The organism is Thermus thalpophilus, from assembly GCF_022760915.1.
In the GTDB taxonomy this organism is placed as follows: Bacteria; Deinococcota; Deinococci; order Deinococcales; family Thermaceae; genus Thermus; species Thermus thalpophilus.
Window position 1 is genome coordinate 132,218 of sequence record NZ_JAKTNS010000002.1, and the last position, 23,473, is coordinate 155,690.

Consider the following 23,473-nt stretch of genomic DNA (forward strand, 5'->3'; position numbering starts at 1 on the left):
GAATGGGGGAAGCGGTGATCTTCTTGGGGCCGCCGGGGGCGGGCAAGGGCACCCAGGCAGCCAGGCTTGCGGCGGAGCTGGGCTTTAAGAAGCTCTCCACCGGGGACATCCTGCGGGACCACGTGGCCCGGGGCACCCCCTTGGGCCAGCAGGTGAAGCCCATCATGGACCGGGGGGACCTGGTGCCGGATGACCTGATCCTGGCCTTGATCCGGGAGGAGCTTGCCGAGCGGGTGATCTTTGACGGCTTTCCCCGGACCTTGCCCCAGGCGGAGGCCCTGGACCGCCTCCTGAAAGAGACGGGCACCCGGCTTCTTGGGGTGGTGCTGGTGGAGGTGCCCGAGGGGGAGCTGGTCCGGCGCATGCTCAAGCGGGCGGAGCTGGAGGGCCGCTCCGACGACAACGAAGAGACCATAAGGCGCCGCCTCGAGGTCTACCGGGAGAAAACCGAGCCCCTCATTCAGTATTATGAGAAGACGGGCGCCCTGAAGCGGGTGGACGGCCTGGGCACGCCCGATGAGGTCTACGCCCGCATCCGGGCCGCCTTGGGAATCTGATGGCCATCAAGCTGAAAAGCCCCTGGGAGATTGAGCGCATGCGGGAGGCGGGCGCCCTCCTCACCGAGGTGGTGGAGGAGGTGGCCCGCCACGTGGAGCCGGGGATCACCACCAAGGAGCTGGACCGGATCGCCCACGCCGCCATCCTGAAGCGCAAGGCCAAGCCGGCCTTCCTCGGGCTCTACGGGTTTCCCGCCACCCTTTGCACCTCGGTGAACGAGGTGGTGGTCCACGGTATCCCCTCGGACAAGCCTCTCCGGGAGGGGGATATCCTCTCCGTGGACGTGGGCCTCTTCTACGGGGGCTTCGCCGCCGACATGGCCCGCACCTTTCCCGTGGGGAAGGTTTCCCCCGAGGCACAAAGGCTCATCCAAGACACGGAGGCCGCCTTCTGGGAGGGGATGAAGTACCTCAGGCCCGGCTTCCGCATCGGGGACGTGGCCCACGCGGTGCAGACCTTCTTGGAAAGCCGGGGCTACGGGGTGGTGCGGGAGTTCGTGGGCCACGGGGTGGGCCGGGAAATCCACGAAGACCCCCAGCTCCCCAACTTCGGCAAGCCGGGCACGGGGCCCAAAATCCGCCCCGGCATGACCTTGGCCCTCGAGCCCATGGTCACCTTGCGCCCGGCGCCTGTGGTAATATTGGAAGATGGCTGGACGGCGAGCGCCGGCCAAGGCAACCTCGCCGCCCACTACGAGAACACCGTCTTGGTGACGGAGGAGGGCCCGGAGCTCCTCACCGGGGTTCCCCTGGTGCGGGCGCGGTAGGAGGGGTATGGCGAAGGAGAAGGACACCATTCGGGCGGAAGGCGTGATCACCGAAGCTTTGCCCAACGCCACCTTTCGGGTAAAGCTGGACTCGGGACCGGAGATCCTGGCCTATATCTCCGGCAAGATGCGCATGCACTACATCCGCATCCTGCCGGGGGACCGGGTGGTGGTGGAGATAACCCCCTACGACCCCACGCGGGGCCGCATCGTCTATAGAAAGTAGGAGGCGCGATGAAGGTACGGGCGTCGGTCAAGAAGATGTGCGAGAAGTGCAAGGTGGTACGCCGGCACGGGCGGGTCTACGTGATCTGCGAAAACCCCAAGCACAAGCAACGGCAAGGTTAGGTAAGGAGGCAACGTGGCGAGGATTGCAGGCGTAGAGATTCCCAGGAACAAGCGGGTGGACGTGGCCCTCACCTACATCTACGGCATCGGGCCGGCCCGGGCCAAGGAGGCGTTGGAGAAGACGGGCATCAACCCCGCCACCCGGGTTAAGGACCTCACCGAGGCCGAGGTGGTGCGCCTCCGCGAGTACGTGGAGAACACCTGGAAGCTGGAAGGCGAGCTCCGGGCGGAGGTGGCCGCCAACATCAAGCGGCTCATGGACATCGGGTGCTACCGGGGGCTCAGGCACCGCCGGGGCCTGCCCGTGCGCGGCCAGCGCACCCGCACCAACGCCCGCACCCGCAAAGGCCCCCGCAAGACCGTGGCGGGCAAGAAGAAGGCTCCGAGGAAGTAATCCTAGGGCCAGCGGATACTCCGGTAGAGGGAGAGTATGGCCAAGAAAACCACCAAGAAAAAGGTCAAGCGACAGGTCGCCAGCGGGAAGGCGTACATCCACGCCTCCTACAACAACACCATCGTCACCATCACCGACCCGGACGGCAACCCCATCACCTGGTCCTCGGGCGGGGTGATCGGCTACAAGGGGAGCCGCAAGGGCACCCCTTACGCCGCCCAGCTCGCGGCCATGGACGCCGCCAAGAAGGCCATGGCCTACGGCATGCAGAGCGTGGACGTGATCGTGCGGGGCACCGGGGCGGGCCGGGAGCAGGCCATCCGCGCCCTCCAGGCTTCGGGCCTCCAGGTGAAGTCCATTGTGGACGACACCCCCGTGCCCCATAACGGCTGCCGGCCCAAGAAGAAGTTCCGCAAGGCCTCTTAGGGAGTGAGAGAAGATGGGTCGTTACATTGGACCAGTGTGCCGTCTTTGCCGCCGGGAAGGAGTCAAGCTTTACCTCAAGGGGGAGCGTTGCTACAGCCCCAAGTGCGCCATGGAGCGCCGGCCTTATCCCCCGGGCCAGCACGGGCAGAAGCGGGCCCGCCGCCCTTCCGACTACGCGGTGCGCCTGCGGGAAAAGCAGAAGCTTCGCCGCATCTACGGGATCTCGGAAACCCAGTTCCGCAACCTCTTTGAGGAGGCGAGCCGGAAGAAGGGGGTCACGGGTACCGTCTTCCTGGGGCTTCTGGAGTCCCGGCTGGACAATGTGGTCTACCGCCTGGGCTTCGCCGCAAGCCGGCGCCAGGCCCGTCAGATGGTGCGCCACGGCCACATCACCGTGAACGGGCGCCGGGTGGACCTGCCCGCCTACCGGGTGAAGCCGGGGGACGAGATCGCCATCGCCGAGGGGAGCAGGAACCTGGCCTTCATCCGGGAGAACCTCGAGGCCATGAAGGGCCGCAAGGTGGGTCCTTGGCTTTCCCTGGACGTGGAGAACATGAAGGGCAAGTTCCTCAGGCTCCCCGACCGGGAGGATCTGGCCCTGCCGGTGAACGAGCAGCTGGTGATCGAGTTCTACTCCAGGTGAGGTTTTGGGGCCCGGGCGGACCGGGCCCCCATTGCCCCTTTAGAGGAGGCCTATGTTAGAGAGCAAGCTGAAAGCCCCGGTCTTCACGGTGCGAACCCAGGGGCGGGAGTACGGGGAGTTCGTCTTGGAGCCCCTGGAGCGGGGGTTTGGCGTCACCCTGGGCAACCCCTTGCGGCGCATCCTCCTTTCCTCCATCCCCGGGACCGCGGTCACCAGCGTCTACATTGAGGACGTCCTGCACGAGTTCTCCACCATCCCCGGGGTGAAGGAGGACGTGGTGGAGATTGTTCTGAACCTGAAGGAGCTGGTGGTCCGCTTCCTGGACCCCAAGATGCAGACCACCACCCTGGTCCTGCGGGCGGAAGGCCCCAAGGTGGTCACCGCCCGGGACTTCACCCCTTCTAGCGACGTGGAGATCCTGAACCCCGACCTCCCCATCGCCACCCTCGAGGCGGGGGGGAAGCTCTACATGGAGGTCCGGGTGGACCGCGGGGTGGGGTACGTGCCGGCGGAGCGCCACGGCATCAAGGACCGCATCAACGCCATCCCCGTGGACGCCATCTTTTCCCCGGTGCGCCGGGTGGCCTTCCAGGTGGAGGACACCCGCTTGGGCCAGCGCACGGATTTGGACAAGCTCACCCTGCGCATCTGGACCGACGGCTCCGTCACCCCCCTGGAGGCCTTGAACCAGGCGGTGGAGATTCTGAAGGAGCACCTTTCCTACTTCGCCAACCCCCAGGCCACCGCCTTGCCCACCCCGGAACCCGTGGCCGAGCGGGTGGAGAAGGAGGAGGACCTGGACCTGCCCCTGGAGGAGCTCGGGCTTTCCACCCGGGTTTTGCACAGCCTCAAGGAGGAGGGGATTGAGTCGGTGCGGGCCCTTTTGGCCCTCAACCTCAAGGACCTCCGCAACATCCCCGGCATCGGGGAAAGAAGCCTGGAGGAGATCCGCGAGGCCCTGGCCAAGCGGGGCTTCGCCTTGAAGGAGTGAGACCATGCGCCACCTAAAGTCTGGAAGGAAGCTAAACCGCCACTCTTCCCACCGCCTGGCCCTTTACCGCAACCAGGCCAAAAGCCTCCTGACCCACGGCCGCATCACCACCACCGTGCCCAAGGCCAAGGAGATCACCGGCTTCGTGGACCACCTGATCCACTTGGCCAAGCGGGGGGACCTGCACGCCCGCCGCCTGGTGCTCCGGGACCTGCAGGACGTGAAGCTGGTGCGCAAGCTCTTTGACGAGATCGCCCCCAAGTACCAAAACCGCCCCGGGGGGTACACCCGGGTCCTCAAGCTGGCGGAGCGCCGCCGGGGGGACGGGGCGCCCCTGGCCCTGGTGGAGCTGGTGGAGTAGGGCGAACGGGAAGGCGTGGGGGGCGGCCACGCCCCCTAGCTTTTTTCTTCCCCTTTGGGGGAAAGGAGCCTCAAAAGCTGGTCCTCCAGCTCGCCAATGTAGGCGGCCAAGGTGTTCCCGTGCTTCTCCAGGGTTTCGGCGATGCGGGCCTCGAGGGCCCGGATCTCCTCCTTTTCCGCCTCCTTCAAGCGGGCGAACTCCGCCTCCAGGTAGCGCCTGAGCTCCGTGTAGCGGCTTTGCTCGGCGTCTTCCGCAAGCTTCTTGTACTGGAGGACCTCCCGGGCGTAGCGGCGCACCTCCAAGAGGGCGGCCGTTTCCAGGCCGATGGTGAAGAGGAGGTAAAGGAGGGAAACCACCCCCAGGGCCACCACGAGGACGAGGCCCAAGGGGGCCTCCACCCGGGTGAGGCCCAAGGACAAGGGGGCGGGCCGGGTGATCTCCCCCCAGTTGAGCCAGGCGAAAAGGGCGAGGAGGAGAAGGAAAAAGAGGGCGAAGAGGGTACGCGCGCTCATAAGACCTCCATGAAGCACCTGGGGGGATTATACTCCCTTGCCATGGGCTACCTCTTTTTGCTCCTCGCCGCCTTCTTGTGGGGCCTTATTGGCCCGGTGAGCCGCCTGGCCTTCCAGGAAGGGCTTTCCCCCCTCTTGGTGGCCTTCTTCCGCGCGGGGATCGCCTGGGCCTTCTTCGCCCTCCACGCCGCGCTTTTGCGCCAGGTCAGGGTGGCGCCGCGGGACCTACCCGTCCTCCTCCTCTTCGGTTTGGTGGGGGTTTCCCTCTTCTACGGGTCCTACCAGCTGGCGGTGGGGTACGGGGGGGCGGCGTTGGCCTCGGTCCTCCTCTACACCGCCCCCGCCTGGGTGGCCCTCCTTTCCTCCTTGGTCCTCAAGGAGCCCTTGGACCGGGTGGGGGCCTTGGCCGTGGTCCTCACCCTCCTCGGGGTGGGGCTCATGGGCCTGGGCGGGGGGAGCGAGGTGCGGGCCGGGCCTTTGGCCCTTTTCTTCGGCCTCCTTTCCGGCTTCACCTACGCCCTTTACTACATCTTCGGCAAGCTCTACCTGCCCCGCTACGCCACCCCCACCCTTTTCCTTTACGCCCTGCCCGTGGGGGCGTTGGGGCTTCTGCCCTTCGTGGACTTCGTTCCCCTAAGCCCCAAGGCCCTTCTCGCCCTCCTTTTCCTCGGGGGCTTCTCCACCTATGGGGCCTACCTGGCCTACTACGCCGGGCTCAAGCGCCTTCCCGCCACCCGGGCCAGCGTGGTGGCCACCCTCGAGCCCGTGGTGGCCAACTTCTTTGCCTTCTTACTCTTTAGAGAAGTTCTCTCCCCCTTGGGCTACCTGGGGGCGCTTCTGGTCCTCTTGGCGGTCCTCCTTTCGGTGCGGCGGTAGACTCTTGCCATGAAGCGCTTCCAACCCCTGGCGCTCTTCCTGGGCCTGGCCCTGGCCCAGGCCCACGACCCGCAAGACCCCGCCCAGTTTTCCCGCCTCCCCGAGGGGTATTCCGTCCGCTTCCAGGCCTCGGCGGAGGAGGTGCGGGAGGCTTGGGTGGTCCAGGGAGGGCGGACCTTTCCCATGGGGCGCCAACTGGTCTTTGGGGGCCAGGAGGTGTGGCGGGGGCTCATCCCGGAGGCCGCCCCCTATACCTTGCGGGTGCGGGGCACGGCGGGGGAGAAGGTCCTGGGCCCCTTCACCCCGCCCAAGGCCCCCTTCGCCGCCTTGGCCTGGGTGGGGCGAAAGGGGGGCTACCAGGTGTTCCCCGACCGCTTCCAAAACGGCGACCCGGGCAACGACGCCCTGGCCCTGGAGGACGACGAGTACCGCTACAACCCGCTCTGGCAGAGCCGCGGCGGGCCCTTGCCCCACCTCTCCGCCTGGCGGGACCCGCCCAGCCCCTTGCACTGCTGCCACCAGTACTACGGGGGCGACCTGAAGGGCCTATGGGAGCGGCTTCCCCACCTGGCGGAGCTCGGGGTGGGGCTTCTTTACCTGAACCCCATCTTCCGCTCGGGAAGCGCCCACGGGTACGACACCCACGACTACCTCCAGGTGGCCCCCCGCCTGGGGGACGAGGCCCTGTTGCGCCAGGTTTTGGACCGGGCCCACGCCTTGGGCATCCGGGTCCTCTTTGACTTCGTGCCCAACCACACGGGCCTGGGCTTTTTCGCCTTTCAGGACGTGGTGAGGCGGGGCCCCGCTTCGCCGTACTGGAACTGGTACTTCGTGCGCCGCTACCCCTTCACCCCGGGGGACGCCTCCGCCTACGAGGCCTGGTGGGGGGTGGGGAGCCTGCCCAAGCTGAACACCGGCAGCCCCGAGGTGCGGGCCTACCTCCTGGGGGTGGCGGAGCGCTGGGTGCGCTTCGGCTTTGACGGGGTGCGGGTGGACGCGCCCGAGGACCTCCTCGAGGCCCCAGCCTTCTTCCGCGAGCTCAAGCGCCGCCTGCGGGCCGTGAACCCGGAGGCCTACCTGGTGGGGGAGATCTGGCGCCGGGCCCCGGGCTGGGTGGGAGACGCCTTTGACAGCCTGATGAACTACGCCATCGGCCGGGACATCGTCCTGCGCTACGCCCAAGGGCTCCACCCGGCCCTTTTCGGCGGGCCCAGGGCCCTTAGCCTCCTTGCGGAAACCTACGCCCTTTACCCGGAGGCGGCCGCCGCCATGGGCTTTAACCTCATCAGCTCCCACGACACCTCCCGCCTCCTTTCCGACTTGGGGGGAAGCGCCCCGAAGGCCCGCCTCGCCTGGGCTCTCCTCTTCGCCTTGCCCGGGACACCCATGGTGTGGCAGGGGGAGGAGTGCGGGCTTTTGGGGGAGAAGGAGCCTTTGGACCTCCAGCGCCGCCCCATCCCCTGGGAGGCTTGCAACCAGGATTTTCGCGCCTACCTCCAAGGGCTTTACCGCCTGAAGGCCCAAGAGCCCGCGCTAAGGGGGAGCTCCTTCGCCACCTATTTGGCGGAGGGGGGCCTCCTTTCCTTCTTCCGGGGGGAAGGGGAGGAGAGGCTCCTTTTGGCCTTCAACAACCAAAGCGCCCCCGCCACTTTGCCCCTGCCCCAGGGGAGCTGGCGCGACCTCCTCACGGGGGAGGTCTTCCAGGGGCAGGCGGAGGTGCCGGGGCTTGGAGTCCGCTACTTCAAGAGGGATTCCAGGTAAGGCCGCCAGTCCTCGGGGATCTCCCGCATCTCCGCCAAAAAAAGGGGCGCCTTGGGCGCCCGGGGGGGCTTCAAGAGGCGCATGCCCGCTTCCTCCGGGGTGCGGTCCCCCTTCTTGAGGTTGCAGCTGCGGCAAGCGGCCACCAGGTTTTCCCAGGTGCGCTGGCCCCCGCGGCTTTTGGGCACCACGTGGTCCACGGTGAGGTCGCTTCCCTGGCGGCCGCAGTACTGGCAGGTGTACCGGTCCCGCCGGAGGACGTTGCGGCGGTTTAGGGGGACGCGGCTTACGCCCCGGCGCACCATGCGCTTCAGGCGGATGACGCTGGGCACGGGGATGCGGGTGGAGGGGGTGTGGAGGTGGCGCCCGCTTTCGGAAACCATCTCCGCCCCCCCGGAAAGCACCAGGAGGACGCTCCGCTTGATGCTGGCTAGGCCCAAGACCTCGTAGGCGGCGTTGAGGACCAAGACCTTGGGGGCGTCCAGGTCCAAGGGCCTCGAGGGGGGTGCCTCCACGTCTTCTAGGATAGCAAAGCGGGTTTGCTTTCCTTGGGCGTGTGCTATGCTTAGGGCAAAGACGGGTTTGGAGGCCCTTATGATGAGACGCGTTCCCAAAGCCCTGCCGCTCCTGCTGGGGTTGGGCCTGGCCCTGGCCCAGCCTTCCTTGGAGGAGGCCGAGGCCCTTTTGCGCGCTGGAGAGTACGGCAAAGCCGCGCTGGCCTACGAGGAGATCCTGGCCCAGGACTATGGCCGCCTCGAGGCCCACCTGGGCCTGGGGGTGGCCCTGGCCAAGTTGGGCCGCTTGGAGGAGGCCCGCTTCGCCTTCTTGCAGATGACCCAGGTCTTCCCCGACCGCTACGAGGGGTACTACAACCTGGGCCAGGTCTACCTGCGCCTGGCCAAGCCCAAGGAGGCGGCGGAGGCTTTTTCCAAGGCGGTGGAGCTAAACCCCACGGAGGAGGCCTACCTGGGCCTCGCCAGTGCTTTGAGCCAAGCCGGCCAAGCCCAGGAAGCGGCGCAGGCCCTCAAGCGGGGCCTCACCCCCGAGCGCACCCCCGCCTACCGCCTGGCCTTGGCCCAGGCCCTCTACGCCGCTCAGGCCCGGGTGGAGGCGGTGCCCGTGCTCTATGGCCTTGTGAACCGGGAGCCCGGCCTGGCGGAGGCCTGGGACCTTTTGGCCCGCATCCTGGCGGAGGAGGGGCTAAAGGAAAGGGCCTTGCGGGAGCTGGACCGGGGGCTAAAGGCGGTGGAGGGTAAGGAGCGGGCCAAGCTCCTCCTGCGCAAGGCCCTCCTTTCCCCCACCCCGGAACCTCTCTTGCGCGAGGCCTACGCCCTGGACCCCAGCCTTTGGCAGGCGGCTTACCTCCTTGGGCAAAGGCGCTTGGAGGCGGGCGACGCCCGGGGAGCTTTGGGCTTCCTCCAGGCGGCGTACCGGGTGAGCCCCGAGCCCGAGGTGGCCCTGGCCTTGGCCGCGGCCTATTTGCGCCTGGGGGACGCCCAGAACGCTTACCGCTACGCCGAGGAGGCGGGGCCCCCGGGGACCTTCCTCAAGGCCCAGGCGGCGGTGGCCTTGGGGCGGAAGGCGGAGGCTTTGCGCCTTTTGGAGGGGTTATCCGCGCCCGAGGCCCAGGCCCTGAGGGGGGCGCTGCTCTTGGAGGCGGGCCGGGCCGAGGAGGCGGTGGCCCTCCTCCGGCCCCTTTACGAGGCGGGCCGCAACCCCGAGGTGGGGGTGAACCTGGCGGCGGGGCTTTTGGCCCTGGGGCGGTTGGGGGAGGCGGAGCTGGTCCTTCGGGAGGTGCTGGAGCGGGCGCCTCGGCAGGCCGCCGCCTGGTATAACCTGGGCCTCGCCCTCCGGGGCCTTGGCCGGCAGCAGGAGGCGGAAAGGGCCCTGCGGCAGGCGGCGAGCCTTGGTTCCAAGGAGGCCCAGGCCCTCTTGCGGAGGTAGGATGCGCTGGCTTAAGGAGAACTGGCTGGACCTTTTCATCTTCCTCCTCATCGCCTTGGTGGCGGCGGGAATCGTCTTATACCTCACGGGCATCAACCCCTTTTCACGTCCCGCCTCCCAGGCGGTGGCCCCGTCCCCCGCGCCAAGCCCCTCCGCGGCCCCCACCCCACCTCCTTCCCCAACGCCTCCCTCCACCTCCGCTGAGCCCGTGGTCACCGTGATCCCCCTGCCCAAGGCCCCTGAGGCCCCGGCCACACCCCAGGCCACACCGAAGGCCACCCAGGGCCGGGAGGAAGGGGCCAAGCCTACTCCTTCCCCGGCGCCCACCCCCACCGCAAGCGGAGCCTACCGGGTGGTGGTGGGGGCTTTCGCCAACCCGGAAAACGCCCTTAGGTTAGAGCGGGAGCTGAAGGCCAAAGGATACCTGGCCCGCCTCGAGGCCGCGGGCAACCTCACCCGGGTGGTGGTGGGCCCCTACGCCACGGAGGGGGAGGCGGCCCGGGTAGCCCGGGCCCTGGCCTCCTACGGGGCCCAGGTTTACCGGGGCCAGGGGGCGGCGCCTCCCGAGGGCCAGGTGTATTTGCAGGTGGGGGCGTTTCAAAAGGAGGAAAACGCCTTGGCCTTGGCGGGGAAGCTCAAGGAGGTGGGCTTGCCGGTGGTCTTGGTCAAAAACGGCGTGTACCGGGTGCGGGTAGGCCCGGTGGCGGAAGGGGAGAAAGAGGCGGTGAAGGCCAAGGTGGAGGCCCTGGGCCTTACGGCGTTGGAGGTGCAATGAAGGTTCCGAGCGCCGCCATCATCCGCCTGGTCACCTATTTGCGCATCCTGGAGGAGCTGGAGGCCAAGGGGGTGCACCGCACGAGCTCGGAGCAACTGGCCGAGCTGGCCCAGGTTACCGCCTTCCAGGTGCGCAAGGACCTTTCCTACTTCGGCTCCTACGGCACCCGGGGCGTGGGGTACACGGTGCCCGTCTTAAAGCGGGAGCTCCGGCACATCCTGGGCCTGAACCGCCGCTGGGGGCTTTGCATCGTGGGTATGGGCCGTTTGGGCAGCGCCTTGGCCGACTACCCGGGCTTTGGGGAAAGCTTTGAGCTCCGGGGTTTCTTTGACGTGGACCCGGAGAAGGTGGGCCGCCCCGTGGGCAAAGGGGTGGTGGAACACATTGACCGCCTTCCCGAAAGGGTGCCGGGGCGCATAGAGATCGCCCTCCTCACCGTGCCCCGGGAGGCCGCCCAGGAGGCGGCGGACCGCCTGGTGGCGGCCGGGATCAAGGGCATCCTCAATTTTGCTCCCGCCGTCCTCGAGGTGCCCAAGGAGGTGGCGGTGGAGAACGTGGATTTTCTCGCTGGCCTTTCGCGGCTGACCTTCTCTATACTGAACCCTAAGTGGAGAGAGGAGATGATGGGATGAAGGGGAAGTGGTTGTTGGTTGGGTTATCGGGTGTGTTGGCTTTGCTCGTCTCGGGCTGTGGCAACTTTTTTGAAGGAGGGGTCATCTTTGGCGGTCCCACGGTCTTGGTGTCGCGGGAAAACTTTTCCTTCTCCACGGAAACGGACCAGAACAACAACACCACCTACACATATCGCTACGATATCGTTCTTTACGCTTTGCCCGGCTCTGGGGCGGGAAGCGTGGTTCTCCTGGACGCCCAGGACAATCCCTTGGACGCTCCCTTCCTGATCCCCCAGGCTTGCCCGCCTTCCAGTGCGGACCCTTGTGGCCCCTACACCCGCACTTACGAGAAAAAAGCTGCTACCCCCCTTTCGCCGGTGCAGGCGGTGAAGTACCGCACCACCTCCGCCAACGGCCAGTCCAAGGTGGTGCCCCTGCCCGCACCCATAGCGCTCTACTAGCCCTATACTGGGGGGCGTGACGGTCCACGAGGCCCTCGAGGCCCCCCTCCTTCGCTTTGAGGAAGCCCTTTCCGAGCTGGTGCAGTCCGAGGTCCTCTTCATCCGCCTCATCCACCAGGACCTGGTGACCGCCGGGGGCAAGCGGATCCGCCCCCGGCTCGTCTTTTTGGCCTCCAGGGCCTTGGGCGGGGCGCCCTTTGAGCTGGAGCTGGCCTTGGCCGTGGAGCTCCTCCACTCCGCCACCCTTCTCCACGACGACCTCATTGACGATGCCCAAATGCGCCGGGGCAAGGAGGCGGCCTTCCGCCGCTACGGAAACGCCGTTTCCGTGCTCTCCGGGGACTTTCTCCTGTCCCGGCTCCTCTACGTCATCGCCCAAACGGGGCGCATGGAGCTGGTGGAGCGCTTCGCCGAGGTGGCCAAAACCCTTTCCGAGGGAGAGGTTTTGCAGTTCCAGGTGGCGGCCTTGGAGGACTATTCCCTGGAAAACTACGAGCGCATCATCACCGCCAAGACCGCCGCCCTCATGGCCCTCTGCACCGAGGGACCCGCCCTTTTGCGGGGGGAAAGGGAGGAGGTGCGGGAGGCTTTGCGCCGCTTCGGCCTCCTCTACGGCCAGGCCTTCCAGATGCGGGACGACTACCTGGACCTCATGGGGACGCCCGAGGCCTTAGGCAAGCCCGTGGGCGGTGACGTGCGGGAGGGGAAGGCCACCCTCATCACCCTCCTCCTTATGGAGCGCTTTCCCGAGGCGCGGGAAATCCTGAAGCGCAAGGGGCGGGAAGAGGGGGACCTGGAGCGCCTTCGGGCCTGGGCCTGGGAAAGCGGGGTGGCGGCGGAGGTGGAAGGCCAAATCCGCGCCCGGGCGGAGGAGGCGGCGAGGGCCCTTACGCCCCTGCCGGATAGCCCCTACAAGGAGGCCCTGAAGGCGCTTGCCCTAAAGGAGGCAAAGCGGCTTTCCTAGCGGGCGGTTTGCCCCCAAGGGGCGGGGTATAATCCCCCCAGGTGATGCTATGAGCCTGCCCGCCTACCGTCCTCCCGAGGACCCCGGCCTATGGGAGGCCTTTTTGGATCGGCTAGAAAAGACCCTGAAGGTGGCCGCCGTTCACCCCACCACCTTGGAGTACCTGGCCCACCCCAAGCGCCTGGTCACGGTCTCCTTGCCCGTGGTGATGGACGACGGCAAGGTGCGGGTCTTCCAGGGCTACCGGGTGGTGCACGACATCGCCCGGGGGCCCGCTAAGGGGGGGGTGCGCCTCCACCCCAAGGTGACCCTGGGCCAGACCGCGGGCCTTGCCGCCTGGATGACCCTGAAGGCGGCGGTGTACGATCTTCCCTTCGGTGGGGCGGCGGGCGGGGTGGCGGTGGACCCCAAGCTCCTTTCCCGGAGGGAGTTGGAACGTTTGGTGCGCCGGTATACCGCCGAGCTGGTCACCCTCATCGGCCCGGACATGGACATCCTGGGCCCCGACGTGGGGACGGACCAACAGGTGATGGCCTGGATCATGGACACCTACTCCATGACCGTGGGCTCCACCGTGCCCGGGGTGGTGACGGGAAAGCCCCACGCCCTTGGGGGCACCGAAGGGAGGGACGACGCCGCCGGGCTGGGCGTGGCCCTGGTCCTGGCGGAGCTGGCCAAAAGGCGGGGCCTGCCCCTAAAGGGGGCGAAGGTGGCGGTCCAGGGCTTCGGCCAGGTGGGGGGGAGCTTCGCCCTCCACGCCGAGCGCTTGGGCCTGAAGGTGGTGGCGGTTTCCACGAGCCGGGGGGCGCTTTACCGGGAAGAGGGGCTTGCGGTGGCTGAGCTTTTGGCCCACCACGAGGCCACGGGGGAGCTTCCCGCGTACAACCTGGCCCCGGAGGAACTCTTTGGCCTTCCCGTGGACTACCTGGTCCTGGCCGCTCTGGAAGGGGCCTTGGATGGGGAGGGGGCTAAGGGGGTAAAGGCCCCGGTGGTGTTGGAGGCGGCCAACTTCGGCCTCACCGCCGAGGCCGAGGCTTACCTCCTGGGCAAGGGGGTCTTGGTGGTGCCCGACCTCCTCACCGGGGGTGGGGGGCTTCTGGCGAGCTACCTGGAGTGGGTGCAGGACCTCAACATGTTCTTCTGGAGCGCGGAGGAAGTGCAGGCGAGCTTCGCCAAGAGCGTGGCCAGGGCGGTGGCGGAGGTGTGCGCCAAGGCTGAGGGGCTTTCCCTGGACCTCCGCACCGGGGCCTTGGTCTTGGCGTTGGAGCGGTTGAACGAGGCCACACGGCTTCGCGGCGTGTACCCCTAAAGAAGAGGCGGCTATGAAGAGCGAACCCCTTTCCTACCTGGGCAAAGACGGCGGCCCTTGGGAGATTTTTACCGAGCAGGTGGACCGGGTGGTCCCCTACCTGGGGCGCTACGCCCCCCTGGCGGAGAGCCTAAAGCGGCCCAAGCGGGTCTTGATCGTGGACGTGCCCATCCACTTGGACGACGGCACCGTGGCCCACTTTGAGGGCTACCGCGTCCACCACAACACCGCCCGGGGGCCGGCCAAGGGCGGGGTGCGCTACCACCCCGAGGTCACCCTCTCCGAGGTTATGGCCCTGGCGGCCTGGATGACCATCAAGAACGCCGCCGTGGGCCTGCCCTACGGCGGGGGCAAGGGGGGGATCCGGGTGGACCCCAAGAGGCTTTCCTCCCACGAGCTGGAGCGCTTAACCCGCCGCTACACCTCGGAAATCGGCATCCTCCTGGGGCCTGACCGGGATATCCCGGCCCCCGACGTGAACACCGGGGAGCGGGAGATGGCCTGGATGATGGACACCTTCTCCATGAACGTGGGCCGCACCGCGCCCGGGGTGGTGACGGGGAAGCCCATCGCCCTGGGGGGCTCCCTGGGGCGGCGGGACGCCACGGGCCGGGGGGTCTTCGTCACCGCGGCGGCGGCGGCGGAGAAGATCGGGCTTCCCATTGAGGGAAGCCGGGTCACCTTGCAGGGCTTTGGCAACGTGGGGAACGCCGCCGCCCGCATCTTCCACGACCACGGGGCCCGGATCATCGCCGTGCAGGACCACACGGGCACCATCTACAACGAGGCGGGGATTGACCCCTACGACCTCCTCCGCCACGTGGGGGAGTACGGGGGGGTGCGGGGCTACCCCAAGGCGGAGCCTTTGCCCAACCCCGAGTTTTGGGCGGTGCCCACGGACTTCCTCATCCCCGCCGCCTTGGAGAAGCAGATCACGGAGCAGAACGCCTGGCGCATCCAGGCCAAGATCATCGCCGAGGGGGCCAACGGCCCCACCACCCCGGCCGCGGACGACATCCTGCAGGAGAAGGGGGTGCTGGTGGTGCCGGACGTGATCGCCAACGCCGGCGGGGTCACGGTGAGCTACTTTGAGTGGGTGCAGGACTTCAACTCCTACTTCTGGACGGAGGAGGAGATCAACCATAGGCTGGAGCGGGTCTTGAGGAACGCCTTTGAGGCGGTGTGGCAGGTGAGCCAGGAGAAGAAGATCCCCCTGCGCACCGCCGCTTACGTGGTGGCCGCCACCCGGGTCCTCGAGGCCCGCGCCCTAAGGGGGCTTTACCCCTAGGGGTCTTGCGCTAGGCTATCCCTTGTGGACTGGCCCCGCTATGGCCGCGTGACGCTGAAGCCCTTTAGCGCGGGGCTGAGCGAGGCGGAGTGGAAGGGCCTCTACGAGACCTTCCGCGACCCCGAGGTGGCGGAGTGGAACGGCTCTAGCCCCTTGCGCTCCCCCTTTTGGCTCTTTAGGCGCTTTGTCCAAGCGGAAACACGGCGGAAGGACCGCCTGGCCTTCGCCATCTTGGACGAGGAGGGGGGGTATTTGGGTACGCTTGAGCTTTACGACCTCACCCCGGAGGAGGCCACCTTGGGCATCCTCATCGGCAAAAAGGAGCGCTGGGGCCAAGGCTACGGCACGGAGGCGGTGCGGGCGGCCTTGGCCTACGCCTTTAGGGAGCTAGGCCTTAAGCGGGTGAAGCTCCGCACCTTCGCCCACAACCACCGGGCCCGGCGGGCCTTTCAGAAGGCGGGCTTCCGCGAGGTGGGCTTAGTCCCTGGGCCCCAAGGCAAGGAAGACGTGTACATGGAGGTGCGCCGTGAGGATTTTGGCCCCGAGGCTTAGGCAAGAGGTCTTCGCCCTCCTGCCCGAGGGGGTGGAGGTGCGCTTTTTGGACGAGCCCTGGCCCAAGACGGCGGATTTCTTCCTCCCCCCCTTCCGCCAGGAGGAGGTGGTGCGGAAGGTGCTGGCGGAGGTGGAGGTGAAGGTGGTGCAAACCCTCTCCGCCGGGGTGGACTGGATCCTTCCCCTGGTGCCGCAAGGGGTGGTGCTTTGCGACGGCTCCGGCATCCACGACGCGCCCGTGGCGGAGTGGGTGGTGATGGCCCTCCTCGCCCTCCTCAAGGACCTGCCCGGCTTTTGGGAAGCGCAGAGGGAAAGGCGCTGGGCGCCCAAGCGGCTTCTGGACTTGGAGGGGAAGACGGTCCTTCTTCTAGGCTACGGGGCCATCGGCCGGGCGGTGGCGGAAAGGCTTAAGCCCTTCGGGGTGGAGCTTTTCCCCGTGGCCCGCACCGCCCGCCCCGGGGTCTACACCCCCAAGGACCTTCCCCACCTCCTGCCCCAGGCGGACGCCGTGGTCCTCCTCCTTCCCCTAAGCCCAGAAACCCGGAGGATGGTGGACCGGGACTTCCTCGCCCAAATGAAGCCGGGGGCTTTTTTGGTGAACGCTGGAAGGGGGGCTTTGGTGGACACGGAAGCGCTCCTTGAGGCTTTAGAGGCGGGAAGGGTGCGGGCCTTTCTGGACGTCACCGAGCCCGAGCCCTTGCCGGAGGACCATCCCCTCTGGCGGGCCAAGGGGGTGGTCATCACCCCCCACGTGGCGGGGCTTTCCGAGGGCTTTAATCGGCGGGCGGCCCGCTTTTTGGCGGAGCAGGTGGGGCGGTACCTCCGGGGGGAGCCCCTTTGGAACGTGGTGCGGGAGGGGTACTAGTGGAGGTTCTCCTTCACGGCGACCTGCGCCGCTACGGCGAGCGCCTGCAGGTGGAGGCCAAAACCCCCAAGGAGGCCTTGGAGAAGCTGGGCGTTCCCTTGGAGGAGGTGTGGCTTCTGGCGGTGGGGGACAAGGTGGTGGGCCTCGAGGAGGAGGTGGAGGGCCCCTTGGAGGTCTACCCCCCCATCGCCGGGGGGTGGTATACTTGAGGTCCTGCCCCAAGGAGGCAGGGGGCGCGAAAGGGGGGGAGCCGCCCAACGCCCACCCCGCGTAGAAAGGAGAAACATGGAAAAGAAAGTCCTCCTCTCTACGCCCGTGGTCCCCATAGACATCAAGGCCTTTGACGCCGGGCCCATCCTCGAGGCCATGGGCAAGACCGCCTTCCAGGCCAGGAACCTCCACCGGGCGGCGGAGATCTACCTCAAGATGCTCCAAGACGACGCCGCCGTCATCCTCACCCTGGCGGGGAGCCTGGTTTCCGCTGGCCAAGGGCTCATCATCCACGACCTGATCCGAAAGGGCCTGGTGGACGCCATCGTGGCCACCGGGGCCAACATCGTGGACCAGGACTTCTTTGAGGCCCTGGGCCACCGCCACTACCAGGGGGACCCCAAGGCCGACGACGAGGCCCTGCGCCGCCTTTGGATTGACCGCATCTACGACACCTACATTGACGAGGAAGAGCTCCGGCACACCGACTACACCATCGCCGAGATCGCCGATGGCTTGGAGCCCCGCCCCTACTCTAGCCGGGAGTTCATCTGGCACATGGGCCGCTACCTGGCGGAAAGGGGCCTGGGGGAAACGAGCATCGTCCGGGCGGCCTATGAGGAGGGGGTGCCCATCTTCGTCCCCGCCTTTTCCGACTCCTCCGCCGGCTTCGGCCTGGTCTACCACCAGGTGAAAAACCCCAAGGCCCACGTGACCATTGACTCGGTGGCGGACTTCCGCGAGCTCACGGAGATCAAGCTAAAGGCGGGCACCACGGGGCTCGTGATGCTGGGGGGCGGGGTGCCCAAGAACTTCGCCCAGGACATCGTGGTGGCGGCGGAGGTCCTGGGGCACCAGGTGGAGATGCACAAGTACGCCATCCAGATCACCGTGGCGGACGAGCGGGACGGGGGGCTTTCTGGCTCCACGCTTTCCGAGGCGCAAAGCTGGGGCAAGGTGGACGCCGCCCTTTCCCAGATGGTCTTCGCCGAGGCCACCTTGGCCTTCCCCCTCCTCGCCTCCTACGTCTACCACCGGGCCCCCATGCGGGCCAAGCGCCGCTACGCCGACCTCTTCCGCCAGGAGGTGCCCGCTTAGGGTCCCGGGGTCTTGGGGGGCGGCTTTACCGCCCCCCTCCCTTTTTGGTACACTCCCGGCAAATGCCCGATGAGCTAAGGCTCTACCTAAAGGAGCGTTTCGGCGTTCAGGGGCCTGTTTCCCCGGGGCGGTTTGAAGCGGAGCTGGCCAAGCGCATGGGAAGCCCCGCCCGCCGGGAGCCCCTGCTCAAGGCCTGGCGCGCCTATCTGGCCGGGGGGGGCAGGGAAGCGGTGCGAAGTTTTTACCGGGAGGTGCTCAAGGTCCCCAAGGGGGAGGCCCTGGTCTACGGGATGCACCTTCCCTTCCTGGAGTTTTACGCCAAGGAGGTGCCTTCCCGGGTGGAGGGGCGGGTCTTGGAGGTGGGGGCGTTTACCGGGGCCTTGGTGGGCTACCTGCAAAGGAAGCGGCCCGAGCTTTCCTGGCACGCCCTGGACGGGGTGGAGGAGGCCGTGGACCTGGGGCGGAAGCGGGTGCCCGAGGTGGCGTGGCACCTGGGGTGGGCGGAGGAGGTGGACCTCCCCCCCTTTGACACCCTCTTGCTCCTCTCCGTCTTCCCGGAAGGGCAGGTGGACCAGGAGCTGGAAAGCCGCCTGGAGCCCGAGGCCTTTTGGAAGCGCTTCGCCTTCTTTGAGCGCCTGCCCCTCTTCGCCCGGCTCCTGAAGCCTGGGGGGCTTTTGGTCTACGGCCACGGGCCCTTTTTGGGCAAAAGCCTCGAGGGGGTGGAGGAGGGCCTGAGGCGGCTTGGGTTCCAGGAGGTGGCGCGGGTGGGGGAGGGGGAGTACTTCCTGGTGCTGGCCAGAAGGCCCGAGGCCTTGGCCGAGGTTTCGGCGGAGGAGGCCCTTTGGGAAGCGCCCGCCTTGGAGCCGGTGGCGGTTTTGGCGGAAGGGCCGGACCTGGCCCGGGTGCGGGCGCTTTTGGAGGCGGGGCAGTACGCCGAGGTGCTTTCCCTCCTGCCCGAGGGGGTGGAAGGGGAGGCGGCCCACCTGCGGGGCAAGGCCCTTTTCGCCCTTTCCCGTTTCGCCGAGGCGGAGGAGGCCTTGCGGCGGGCCCTTTCCGAGGAGGCGGAGGACCTTAGGGCCTTGGTCCTGGTGGAGCTTGGGGAGTACGCCCGGGCCCAGGGGCGCCTCGAGGCCCTGGCGGGGCGGGGCGGGCGGTACCGCTTGGCCCTGGGGCGGGTCTACCTGGCCCAGGGCCGGTACGCCGACGCCCTAAGGCAGTTCGTGGAATCGGGCCTGCCCGAGGCGGAGCTTTACGTGCGGGAGGCCCTGGAGCGCATCACCGAGCGCATGCGCCGCTACGCCAAGGAGGGGGAGTGGGCGGAGGTGAGCCGCCGGGCGGAGTTCGTGGAGGACCTTTCCCCGAGCCTCCTCACCCGGGAGATGCTCCGCCTCGGCCTGAAGGCGGCCCTTCTGCAGGGGCTCTTCGCCCGGGCGGAGCGCTACGCCCGGCGGCTTGCCGACCTGGACGAGGCGGAGGGGTTTTTGGGCCTGGCCTTGGCCGCCTTGCGCCTGCGCACCCCCTTGGACCACAAGGGGGAGGACCTCAAAGGGGTGGAGCCCTACCTCACCGAGGCCTTGGCCCGGGCGGAGATTCCGGAGGCCCTCTTGCTCCTCGGGGTTTTGCGGGAGCGGGAAGGGCGCTACCGGGAAGCCCTTCACCTCCTGGAGCGGGCGGCCCGGCACGGGGAAGGGGAGGTGGCGGGGCTCGCCTACCACCACTTGGCGGAGGTGAAGCGTGCCCTAAGGCGCCCCCTTAGGGAGGTGCTGGGGGACCACAAGCGGGCCCACGCCCTGAGGGCCTACCCCGCCCCTTACCTCTTCCGCCTGGCCCAGGAGGCCCTGGCGGGGGGAGAGGAGGTCTTGGCCCGGGAGCTCCTCTCCCGGGCCCGGGACGCCGGGCTCGCCGAGGTGGCGGAGGAGGACCTAAGGGGGCTCCTTTCCCTTTTGGAGCGGCTAGAAGGCCCCTGGGCCGCCTTCCACGTCCTCTACCAGGCCCTAGGCCGCACCCCCGAGCCTCCCCTGGAGCTTCTGGCCTTGGCCTACCGCCTTTCCCGCTCCTTCCGGGAAAGCCCGGAGGCGGAGGCGGTGCGGGGGCGGTACCTGGCGGCCCTCTACGCCTCGGGGCGGGTGGGGGAGGCGGAGGCCTTGTTAAAGGCGGAGCTTGGGCAAAACCCCCAGGCCCTGGAGGTCCTCTTTGACCTGGCGGAGCACCAGGAGGCCCAGGGGAACTGGCGCCAGGCGGCGGAGTACTGGCAGAAGGCCCTGGAGGTGGCCCTTTACCGGGAGAAGGACCTGGAACTGGCCCGGGAGCTTCTCAGGAACCTCCTCTTCCTTAGGCCCCACGACGAAAGCCTCCTCCTCTACCTGGAGGAGCTAAGGGCGGTGGCCCGGGGCCTCGAGGCCTTGGGGGAGGAGGCCAAGCCCCTGCCCGAAAGTCCGGGGGAGCTAGTGGAAGAGGCCCTGCCCCGCTTCCACGGGGAGCACCTTTTGGTGGTGGGGGGGCACACGCAACTCCGGAGCCGCCTGGTGCCCTTCCTGGAGGGCCGGGGGCTCAGGGTGGACTGGTTTGACGCGGATAGCGCCGGGGTGGGGAAGGAGGCCCTAAAGCGCATCCTGAACCGGCTGGAGCGGGCCCACGGCCTCATGATCGTTTCCAGTTACGTGGGCCACGACCTTTCCGAGCCGGTGCGCCAGGAGGCCGAGCGCCTGGGCATCCCGGTCCACATCATCCCCGGGCGGGCCCGGGGGGCCACGGGTTTCCTCCGGGCCCTAAAGGGCTTCGCCCCCGAGCTCTTCAAGCGGGCCCTCAAGGGGGTACAGTAAGGGGCATGGAGGCTTTAAAGCTCGGCTACTCCCCCTGCCCCAACGACACCTTCATCTTCTACGCCTTGGTGCACGGCGAGGTGGCGAGCCCCGTGCCCGTGGAGGCGGTCTTGGAGGATGTGGAGACCCTAAACCGCTTTGCCCTAGAGGGAAGGCTTCCCCTCACCAAGCTCTCCTACGCCGCCTACGGCCGGGTGCGGGACCGGTACGTGGCCCTAAGGAGCGGGGGGGCCTTGGGCCGGGGGGTGGGGCCCCTTTTGGTGGCCAAGAGGCCCCTAAAGCGCCTGGAAGGGGCGCGGGTGGCCATCCCCGGGCGGAACACCACCGCCTTTTTGCTCCTCTCCCTTTATGCCGAGGGCTTCCACCCGGTGGAGGTGCGCTACGACCGGATCATGCCCTTGGTGGCCCGAGGCGAGGTGGAGGCGGGGCTCATCATCCACGAAAGCCGCTTCACCTACCCCCAGTACGGCCTGGTGAAGCTTTTGGACCTGGGGGAGTGGTGGGAGGGGGAGACGGGCCTGCCCCTGCCCCTCGGGGCCATCCTGGCCCGGCGGGACCTGGGGGAGGACCTCATAAAGGCCCTGGACGAGGCGGTGCGGCGGAGCCTAGAGTACGCCTTCGCCCACCCCGAAAGGACGCTTCCCTACCTCAAGGCCCACGCCCAGGAGCTCTCCGAAGAGGTCATCTGGGCCCACGTGCGCACCTACGTGAACCCCTTTAGCCTGGACGTGGGGGAAGAGGGGGAGAAGGCGGTGGAAAAGCTCTTCGCTCTGGCGGAGGCTAAAGGGCTTATGCCGGCCTCCTCCTTACCCCTTTTTCGGTAGACTCGGGGCATGTTCCAGGAACTTCCCCTCGAGGCCCGGCGGGAACTGGCCCGCATCTTCCTGCCCCTTAGGGTGCGGCGGGGGGCCACCCTGTACGCCCTGGGGGACGGGGTGGATGGGGTCTACCTGGTGCGGGAAGGGCTTCTTTGGCTGGAGGGCCCCCGCTCGGCCACGGGCGAGGCGGCGAGCCTGGGGGTGGTGGGGCCGGGGGGGCTTTTGGGGGAGGAGGCCTTGGTGGGGGAGAGGCGGCGCACCGCCGGGGCCACGGCCCTCACCTACGCCGAGCTCCTCTTCGCCAAGGCCGAGGAGCTTTCGGCCCTAAGGCGCTTCCCGGAGGTGGAGGCCTTTTTCCTCAAGGCCCTCTACAGGAGGCTCAAGGCTGCCGAGGAGGCCCTCTGGGCCGCCCGCCACCTCTCCGTGGCCCAGCGCCTGGCCCGCCTCCTCTTGGATCTGGCCCAGGAGGGGGAGGTGGCCCTTTCCCACCAGGACCTGGCCCACATGGTGGGGGCCACCCGGGAAACGGTGACCAAGCTCCTGGGGGAGTGGGCCCTGAAGGGCCTGGTGGACCTGGGCTACCGCCGGGTGGAGCTTCAGGACAAGGAAGCCCTTGCCCGCTTGGCCGAGGCGCTATAGGCTTTAAAGCTATGGAAGCCGCCCTTTTGGCCCGCCTCCTGGGCCTGCCCCAGGGGGAGGAGGCCCTTAAGGCGCGCCTTGGGCGGGCGGCCCACCCGGGGCTTGCCCAAGCCCTAGGGGCTTACCTGAAACGCCTGGGGGCACCCCCAGAAGCCTTGGCCGCCTTGGCGGGGCTTGCCCGGGGAGCGGTGGTCACGGGGCAGCAGGCGGGGCTTTTGGGGGGGCCTTCCCTCACCTTTTACAAGGCCCACGCCGCCCTTTCCCTGGCGGGGGGGGTAGGGGGGAGCGCGGTCTTTTGGGTGGCCTCCCAGGACCACGATGTGGAGGAGGTGCGCCACCTCCACCTCCTCCTGGACGAGGAGGTGAGGACCCTCTCCCTTCCTTTGCCCCCCTTGCCCGCGGGGCGCATCCCCCTGGCCCCCTACCGGGAGGACCTCAAGGCCTTCCTCGGGCCCTGGGCCAAGGACGCGCGGGTGGCCTACGCCCTGGAGGGGAAGACCCTTTCCGAGTTTTTCGCCCGCACCCTCCTGGCCTTTTTGGGGGAGCGGGGGCTCATCCCCTTTGACCCCATGGCCGAGGAGCTTGCCCCCCTTTTCCTGGAGGCGCTAGAGCGGGAGCTTTCCGACCCCCTGGCCAGCGCCGAGGCCATCAACCAGGAGGCGGAAAGGATCCGGGCCCTAGGGGGAAAGCCCCCCTTGCGGCGCAAGCCCGGGGCCACCAACCTCTTTCTGGAAACCGATGCCCGCCGCCTCCTCTTCTACGAGGGCGGAGCCTTCACCGACGGGGTGCGCCGCTACACGGCCAAGGAGCTTGGGGAAATCGCACGGCAGGACCCTTCCCGCCTCACCCCGGCTGCGGGCTTGAGGCCCGTCTTCCAGGACCTCGTCCTGCCCACGGCGGGCTTTGTTGTGGGGCCCAACGAGTTCCGCTACGTGGCGGAGCTTTCCCGGGTCTATGCCCTTTACGGCCTTCCTGTGCCCGCCCTGTTTCTCAGGCTTCAGGCGGTAGTCCTGGAGCCCCCCATCCGGCGCATTCTGGAAAACTACCGCCTTTCCCCCTGGGCCTTCCTGGAGCGGGGAGAGGAGGCCTTTTTGGAAGCGGTCCGGGGCCTTTTGGAGGGCTACCGCTCCTTGGAGGAGGAGCTTCGGGAGCTTCTGGCCCGGCTCGAGGCCTTGCAGGCCCAGGCCAAGGCCTTGGAGCCCACCCTGGAGCGCCCCTTCCGCCGCTTTAGGGTGCGGCTTGCGGGAGAGGGGGAAAGGCTTTTGCGCAAGCTCCTCAGGGCCCGCATGGGCAAGGATGCGGTGCTCATGGGGCATCTTGAGCGGCTTAAGCGCCACCTCCTGCCCTTAGGGATGCCCCAGGAGCGGGTCTACCCCTTCGCCATGTACGCCCTGCGCCACCCGGAGGCCTTGGCCCGCTTGGCGGAGGCCCCGCCCCAGGGCAGGGCCACCCTGGTCTTGGGCTAGGATGGAGGGGAAGGC

General features: G+C 67.9%; 27 protein-coding genes and 1 pseudogene. 26 read left to right on the forward strand and 2 right to left on the reverse strand.

What is annotated here, in order from left to right; all coding sequences use genetic code 11:
- Positions 1–2 precede the first annotated feature (2 nt).
- From L0D17_RS01795 to rplQ, 9 genes are read left to right on the forward strand one after another with little or no spacing between them, the layout of a single operon-like run.
- A complete protein-coding gene (locus L0D17_RS01795) occupies positions 3–557 on the forward strand; it encodes an adenylate kinase (RefSeq protein WP_039458142.1) in 555 nt (184 codons plus the stop codon).
- Entirely contained in the window at positions 557–1,324 is a 768-nt protein-coding gene (map, locus tag L0D17_RS01800; RefSeq protein ID WP_039458145.1) for a type I methionyl aminopeptidase, read from the forward strand. The genes L0D17_RS01795 and map overlap by 1 nt, the downstream gene beginning before the upstream one ends.
- A gap of 7 nt (positions 1,325–1,331) precedes the next feature.
- A complete protein-coding gene (gene infA, locus L0D17_RS01805) occupies positions 1,332–1,550 on the forward strand; it encodes a translation initiation factor IF-1 (RefSeq protein ID WP_016328575.1) in 219 nt (72 codons plus the stop codon).
- Between the two features lie 8 nt (positions 1,551–1,558).
- Entirely contained in the window at positions 1,559–1,672 is a 114-nt protein-coding gene (gene rpmJ, locus L0D17_RS01810) for a 50S ribosomal protein L36 (RefSeq protein ID WP_014514895.1), read from the forward strand.
- Between the two features lie 13 nt (positions 1,673–1,685).
- A complete protein-coding gene (gene rpsM, locus L0D17_RS01815) occupies positions 1,686–2,066 on the forward strand; it encodes a 30S ribosomal protein S13 (protein WP_039458154.1) in 381 nt (126 codons plus the stop codon).
- A 36-nt stretch (positions 2,067–2,102) separates the two neighbouring features.
- Positions 2,103–2,492, forward strand: coding sequence for a 30S ribosomal protein S11 (gene rpsK / locus L0D17_RS01820; protein ID WP_039458156.1), 390 nt, complete (start codon positions 2,103–2,105; stop codon positions 2,490–2,492).
- A 13-nt stretch (positions 2,493–2,505) separates the two neighbouring features.
- Positions 2,506–3,135: a 30S ribosomal protein S4 gene (gene rpsD, locus L0D17_RS01825; RefSeq protein WP_039458158.1), complete on the forward strand. Its 630-nt coding sequence runs from the start codon at positions 2,506–2,508 to the stop codon at positions 3,133–3,135.
- 52 nt (positions 3,136–3,187) lie between these two features.
- On the forward strand, positions 3,188–4,126 hold the full coding sequence (locus tag L0D17_RS01830; RefSeq protein WP_039458161.1) for a DNA-directed RNA polymerase subunit alpha: 939 nt from the start codon (positions 3,188–3,190) through the stop codon (positions 4,124–4,126).
- A gap of 4 nt (positions 4,127–4,130) precedes the next feature.
- Complete coding sequence (gene rplQ / locus L0D17_RS01835; protein ID WP_039458163.1) at positions 4,131–4,487, forward strand: 50S ribosomal protein L17; 357 nt, start codon at positions 4,131–4,133, stop codon at positions 4,485–4,487.
- A 35-nt stretch (positions 4,488–4,522) separates the two neighbouring features.
- On the opposite strand, the gene L0D17_RS01840 is transcribed toward rplQ, so the two are convergent.
- Positions 4,523–4,999, reverse strand: coding sequence for a hypothetical protein (locus tag L0D17_RS01840; RefSeq protein ID WP_039458165.1), 477 nt, complete (start codon positions 4,997–4,999; stop codon positions 4,523–4,525).
- A gap of 42 nt (positions 5,000–5,041) precedes the next feature.
- On the opposite strand from L0D17_RS01840, the gene L0D17_RS01845 reads away from it, so the two are divergent.
- The gene (locus tag L0D17_RS01845; protein ID WP_243093657.1) at positions 5,042–5,875 is read left to right on the forward strand and encodes a DMT family transporter; all 834 of its coding nucleotides are present in this window, start codon (positions 5,042–5,044) and stop codon (positions 5,873–5,875) included.
- Positions 5,876–5,884: 9 nt separating this feature from the next.
- Entirely contained in the window at positions 5,885–7,636 is a 1,752-nt protein-coding gene (locus L0D17_RS01850) for an alpha-amylase family glycosyl hydrolase (protein ID WP_279231463.1), read from the forward strand.
- Here L0D17_RS01850 and L0D17_RS01855 read toward each other — a convergent pair.
- Positions 7,612–8,124, reverse strand: a complete 513-nt coding sequence (locus tag L0D17_RS01855; RefSeq protein WP_243093676.1) for an HNH endonuclease — start codon at positions 8,122–8,124, stop codon at positions 7,612–7,614. The two genes, L0D17_RS01850 and L0D17_RS01855, sit on opposite strands and share 25 nt — an antisense overlap.
- Positions 8,125–8,227: 103 nt before the next feature.
- On the opposite strand from L0D17_RS01855, the gene L0D17_RS01860 reads away from it, so the two are divergent.
- From L0D17_RS01860 to bshC, 15 genes and pseudogenes are all read left to right on the forward strand, one after another.
- A complete protein-coding gene (locus L0D17_RS01860; RefSeq protein ID WP_243093658.1) occupies positions 8,228–9,577 on the forward strand; it encodes a tetratricopeptide repeat protein in 1,350 nt (449 codons plus the stop codon).
- Between the two features lies 1 nt (position 9,578).
- Positions 9,579–10,352, forward strand: a complete 774-nt coding sequence (locus tag L0D17_RS01865; RefSeq protein ID WP_243093659.1) for an SPOR domain-containing protein — start codon at positions 9,579–9,581, stop codon at positions 10,350–10,352.
- Positions 10,349–10,984: a redox-sensing transcriptional repressor Rex gene (locus tag L0D17_RS01870; RefSeq protein WP_071677275.1), complete on the forward strand. Its 636-nt coding sequence runs from the start codon at positions 10,349–10,351 to the stop codon at positions 10,982–10,984. Before L0D17_RS01865 ends, L0D17_RS01870 begins: the two co-directional genes overlap by 4 nt.
- A gap of 32 nt (positions 10,985–11,016) precedes the next feature.
- On the forward strand, positions 11,017–11,427 hold the full coding sequence (locus L0D17_RS01875) for a hypothetical protein (RefSeq protein ID WP_243093660.1): 411 nt from the start codon (positions 11,017–11,019) through the stop codon (positions 11,425–11,427).
- 16 nt (positions 11,428–11,443) lie between these two features.
- Entirely contained in the window at positions 11,444–12,391 is a 948-nt protein-coding gene (locus tag L0D17_RS01880) for a polyprenyl synthetase family protein (protein WP_243093661.1), read from the forward strand.
- 49 nt (positions 12,392–12,440) lie between these two features.
- Positions 12,441–13,700, forward strand: a complete 1,260-nt coding sequence (locus tag L0D17_RS01885) for a Glu/Leu/Phe/Val family dehydrogenase (protein WP_243093662.1) — start codon at positions 12,441–12,443, stop codon at positions 13,698–13,700.
- Positions 13,701–13,713: 13 nt separating this feature from the next.
- Positions 13,714–14,988 carry a Glu/Leu/Phe/Val family dehydrogenase gene (locus tag L0D17_RS01890; protein WP_039458186.1) on the forward strand — a complete coding sequence of 425 codons (1,275 nt, stop codon included), beginning with the start codon at positions 13,714–13,716 and terminating at the stop codon, positions 14,986–14,988.
- Between the two features lie 24 nt (positions 14,989–15,012).
- On the forward strand, positions 15,013–15,540 hold the full coding sequence (locus L0D17_RS01895; RefSeq protein WP_039458189.1) for a GNAT family N-acetyltransferase: 528 nt from the start codon (positions 15,013–15,015) through the stop codon (positions 15,538–15,540).
- Entirely contained in the window at positions 15,515–16,405 is an 891-nt protein-coding gene (locus L0D17_RS01900; protein ID WP_243093663.1) for a 2-hydroxyacid dehydrogenase, read from the forward strand. The genes L0D17_RS01895 and L0D17_RS01900 overlap by 26 nt, the downstream gene beginning before the upstream one ends.
- Positions 16,405–16,624: pseudogene (locus tag L0D17_RS01905) on the forward strand (hypothetical protein); the annotation flags it as partial. The gene L0D17_RS01900 and the pseudogene L0D17_RS01905, both read left to right, overlap by 1 nt.
- A gap of 66 nt (positions 16,625–16,690) precedes the next feature.
- Positions 16,691–17,713, forward strand: coding sequence for a 1,9-bis(guanidino)-5-aza-nonane synthase (locus tag L0D17_RS01910; protein ID WP_243093665.1), 1,023 nt, complete (start codon positions 16,691–16,693; stop codon positions 17,711–17,713).
- Between the two features lie 62 nt (positions 17,714–17,775).
- Positions 17,776–20,535, forward strand: coding sequence for a tetratricopeptide repeat protein (locus L0D17_RS01915; protein WP_243093666.1), 2,760 nt, complete (start codon positions 17,776–17,778; stop codon positions 20,533–20,535).
- A 5-nt stretch (positions 20,536–20,540) separates the two neighbouring features.
- The gene (locus L0D17_RS01920) at positions 20,541–21,359 is read left to right on the forward strand and encodes a menaquinone biosynthesis family protein (protein WP_243093667.1); all 819 of its coding nucleotides are present in this window, start codon (positions 20,541–20,543) and stop codon (positions 21,357–21,359) included.
- Between the two features lie 9 nt (positions 21,360–21,368).
- Complete coding sequence (locus L0D17_RS01925) at positions 21,369–21,992, forward strand: Crp/Fnr family transcriptional regulator (RefSeq protein ID WP_039458205.1); 624 nt, start codon at positions 21,369–21,371, stop codon at positions 21,990–21,992.
- Between the two features lie 11 nt (positions 21,993–22,003).
- Positions 22,004–23,458 (forward strand): bacillithiol biosynthesis cysteine-adding enzyme BshC, encoded by a 1,455-nt coding sequence (gene bshC, locus L0D17_RS01930; protein WP_243093668.1) that lies wholly within the window; start codon positions 22,004–22,006, stop codon positions 23,456–23,458.
- Positions 23,459–23,473: the final 15 nt, after the last annotated feature.

What these genes read in the sequence shown, in the direction of transcription:
- L0D17_RS01795 (WP_039458142.1), top strand. Translation starts at nt 3, where the DNA reads ATGGGGGAAGCGGTGATCTTCTTGGGGCCGCCGGGGGCGGGCAAGGGC.
- map (WP_039458145.1), top strand. Translation starts at nt 557, where the DNA reads ATGGCCATCAAGCTGAAAAGCCCCTGGGAGATTGAGCGCATGCGGGAG.
- infA (WP_016328575.1), top strand. Translation starts at nt 1,332, where the DNA reads ATGGCGAAGGAGAAGGACACCATTCGGGCGGAAGGCGTGATCACCGAA.
- rpmJ (WP_014514895.1), top strand. Translation starts at nt 1,559, where the DNA reads ATGAAGGTACGGGCGTCGGTCAAGAAGATGTGCGAGAAGTGCAAGGTG.
- rpsK (WP_039458156.1), top strand. Translation starts at nt 2,103, where the DNA reads ATGGCCAAGAAAACCACCAAGAAAAAGGTCAAGCGACAGGTCGCCAGC.
- rpsD (WP_039458158.1), top strand. Translation starts at nt 2,506, where the DNA reads ATGGGTCGTTACATTGGACCAGTGTGCCGTCTTTGCCGCCGGGAAGGA.
- L0D17_RS01830 (WP_039458161.1), top strand. Translation starts at nt 3,188, where the DNA reads ATGTTAGAGAGCAAGCTGAAAGCCCCGGTCTTCACGGTGCGAACCCAG.
- rplQ (WP_039458163.1), top strand. Translation starts at nt 4,131, where the DNA reads ATGCGCCACCTAAAGTCTGGAAGGAAGCTAAACCGCCACTCTTCCCAC.
- L0D17_RS01840 (WP_039458165.1), bottom strand. Translation starts at nt 4,999, where the DNA reads ATGAGCGCGCGTACCCTCTTCGCCCTCTTTTTCCTTCTCCTCCTCGCC.
- L0D17_RS01845 (WP_243093657.1), top strand. Translation starts at nt 5,042, where the DNA reads ATGGGCTACCTCTTTTTGCTCCTCGCCGCCTTCTTGTGGGGCCTTATT.
- L0D17_RS01850 (WP_279231463.1), top strand. Translation starts at nt 5,885, where the DNA reads ATGAAGCGCTTCCAACCCCTGGCGCTCTTCCTGGGCCTGGCCCTGGCC.
- L0D17_RS01860 (WP_243093658.1), top strand. Translation starts at nt 8,228, where the DNA reads ATGATGAGACGCGTTCCCAAAGCCCTGCCGCTCCTGCTGGGGTTGGGC.
- L0D17_RS01865 (WP_243093659.1), top strand. Translation starts at nt 9,579, where the DNA reads ATGCGCTGGCTTAAGGAGAACTGGCTGGACCTTTTCATCTTCCTCCTC.
- L0D17_RS01870 (WP_071677275.1), top strand. Translation starts at nt 10,349, where the DNA reads ATGAAGGTTCCGAGCGCCGCCATCATCCGCCTGGTCACCTATTTGCGC.
- L0D17_RS01885 (WP_243093662.1), top strand. Translation starts at nt 12,441, where the DNA reads ATGAGCCTGCCCGCCTACCGTCCTCCCGAGGACCCCGGCCTATGGGAG.
- L0D17_RS01890 (WP_039458186.1), top strand. Translation starts at nt 13,714, where the DNA reads ATGAAGAGCGAACCCCTTTCCTACCTGGGCAAAGACGGCGGCCCTTGG.
- L0D17_RS01910 (WP_243093665.1), top strand. Translation starts at nt 16,691, where the DNA reads ATGGAAAAGAAAGTCCTCCTCTCTACGCCCGTGGTCCCCATAGACATC.
- L0D17_RS01915 (WP_243093666.1), top strand. Translation starts at nt 17,776, where the DNA reads ATGCCCGATGAGCTAAGGCTCTACCTAAAGGAGCGTTTCGGCGTTCAG.
- L0D17_RS01920 (WP_243093667.1), top strand. Translation starts at nt 20,541, where the DNA reads ATGGAGGCTTTAAAGCTCGGCTACTCCCCCTGCCCCAACGACACCTTC.
- L0D17_RS01925 (WP_039458205.1), top strand. Translation starts at nt 21,369, where the DNA reads ATGTTCCAGGAACTTCCCCTCGAGGCCCGGCGGGAACTGGCCCGCATC.
- bshC (WP_243093668.1), top strand. Translation starts at nt 22,004, where the DNA reads ATGGAAGCCGCCCTTTTGGCCCGCCTCCTGGGCCTGCCCCAGGGGGAG.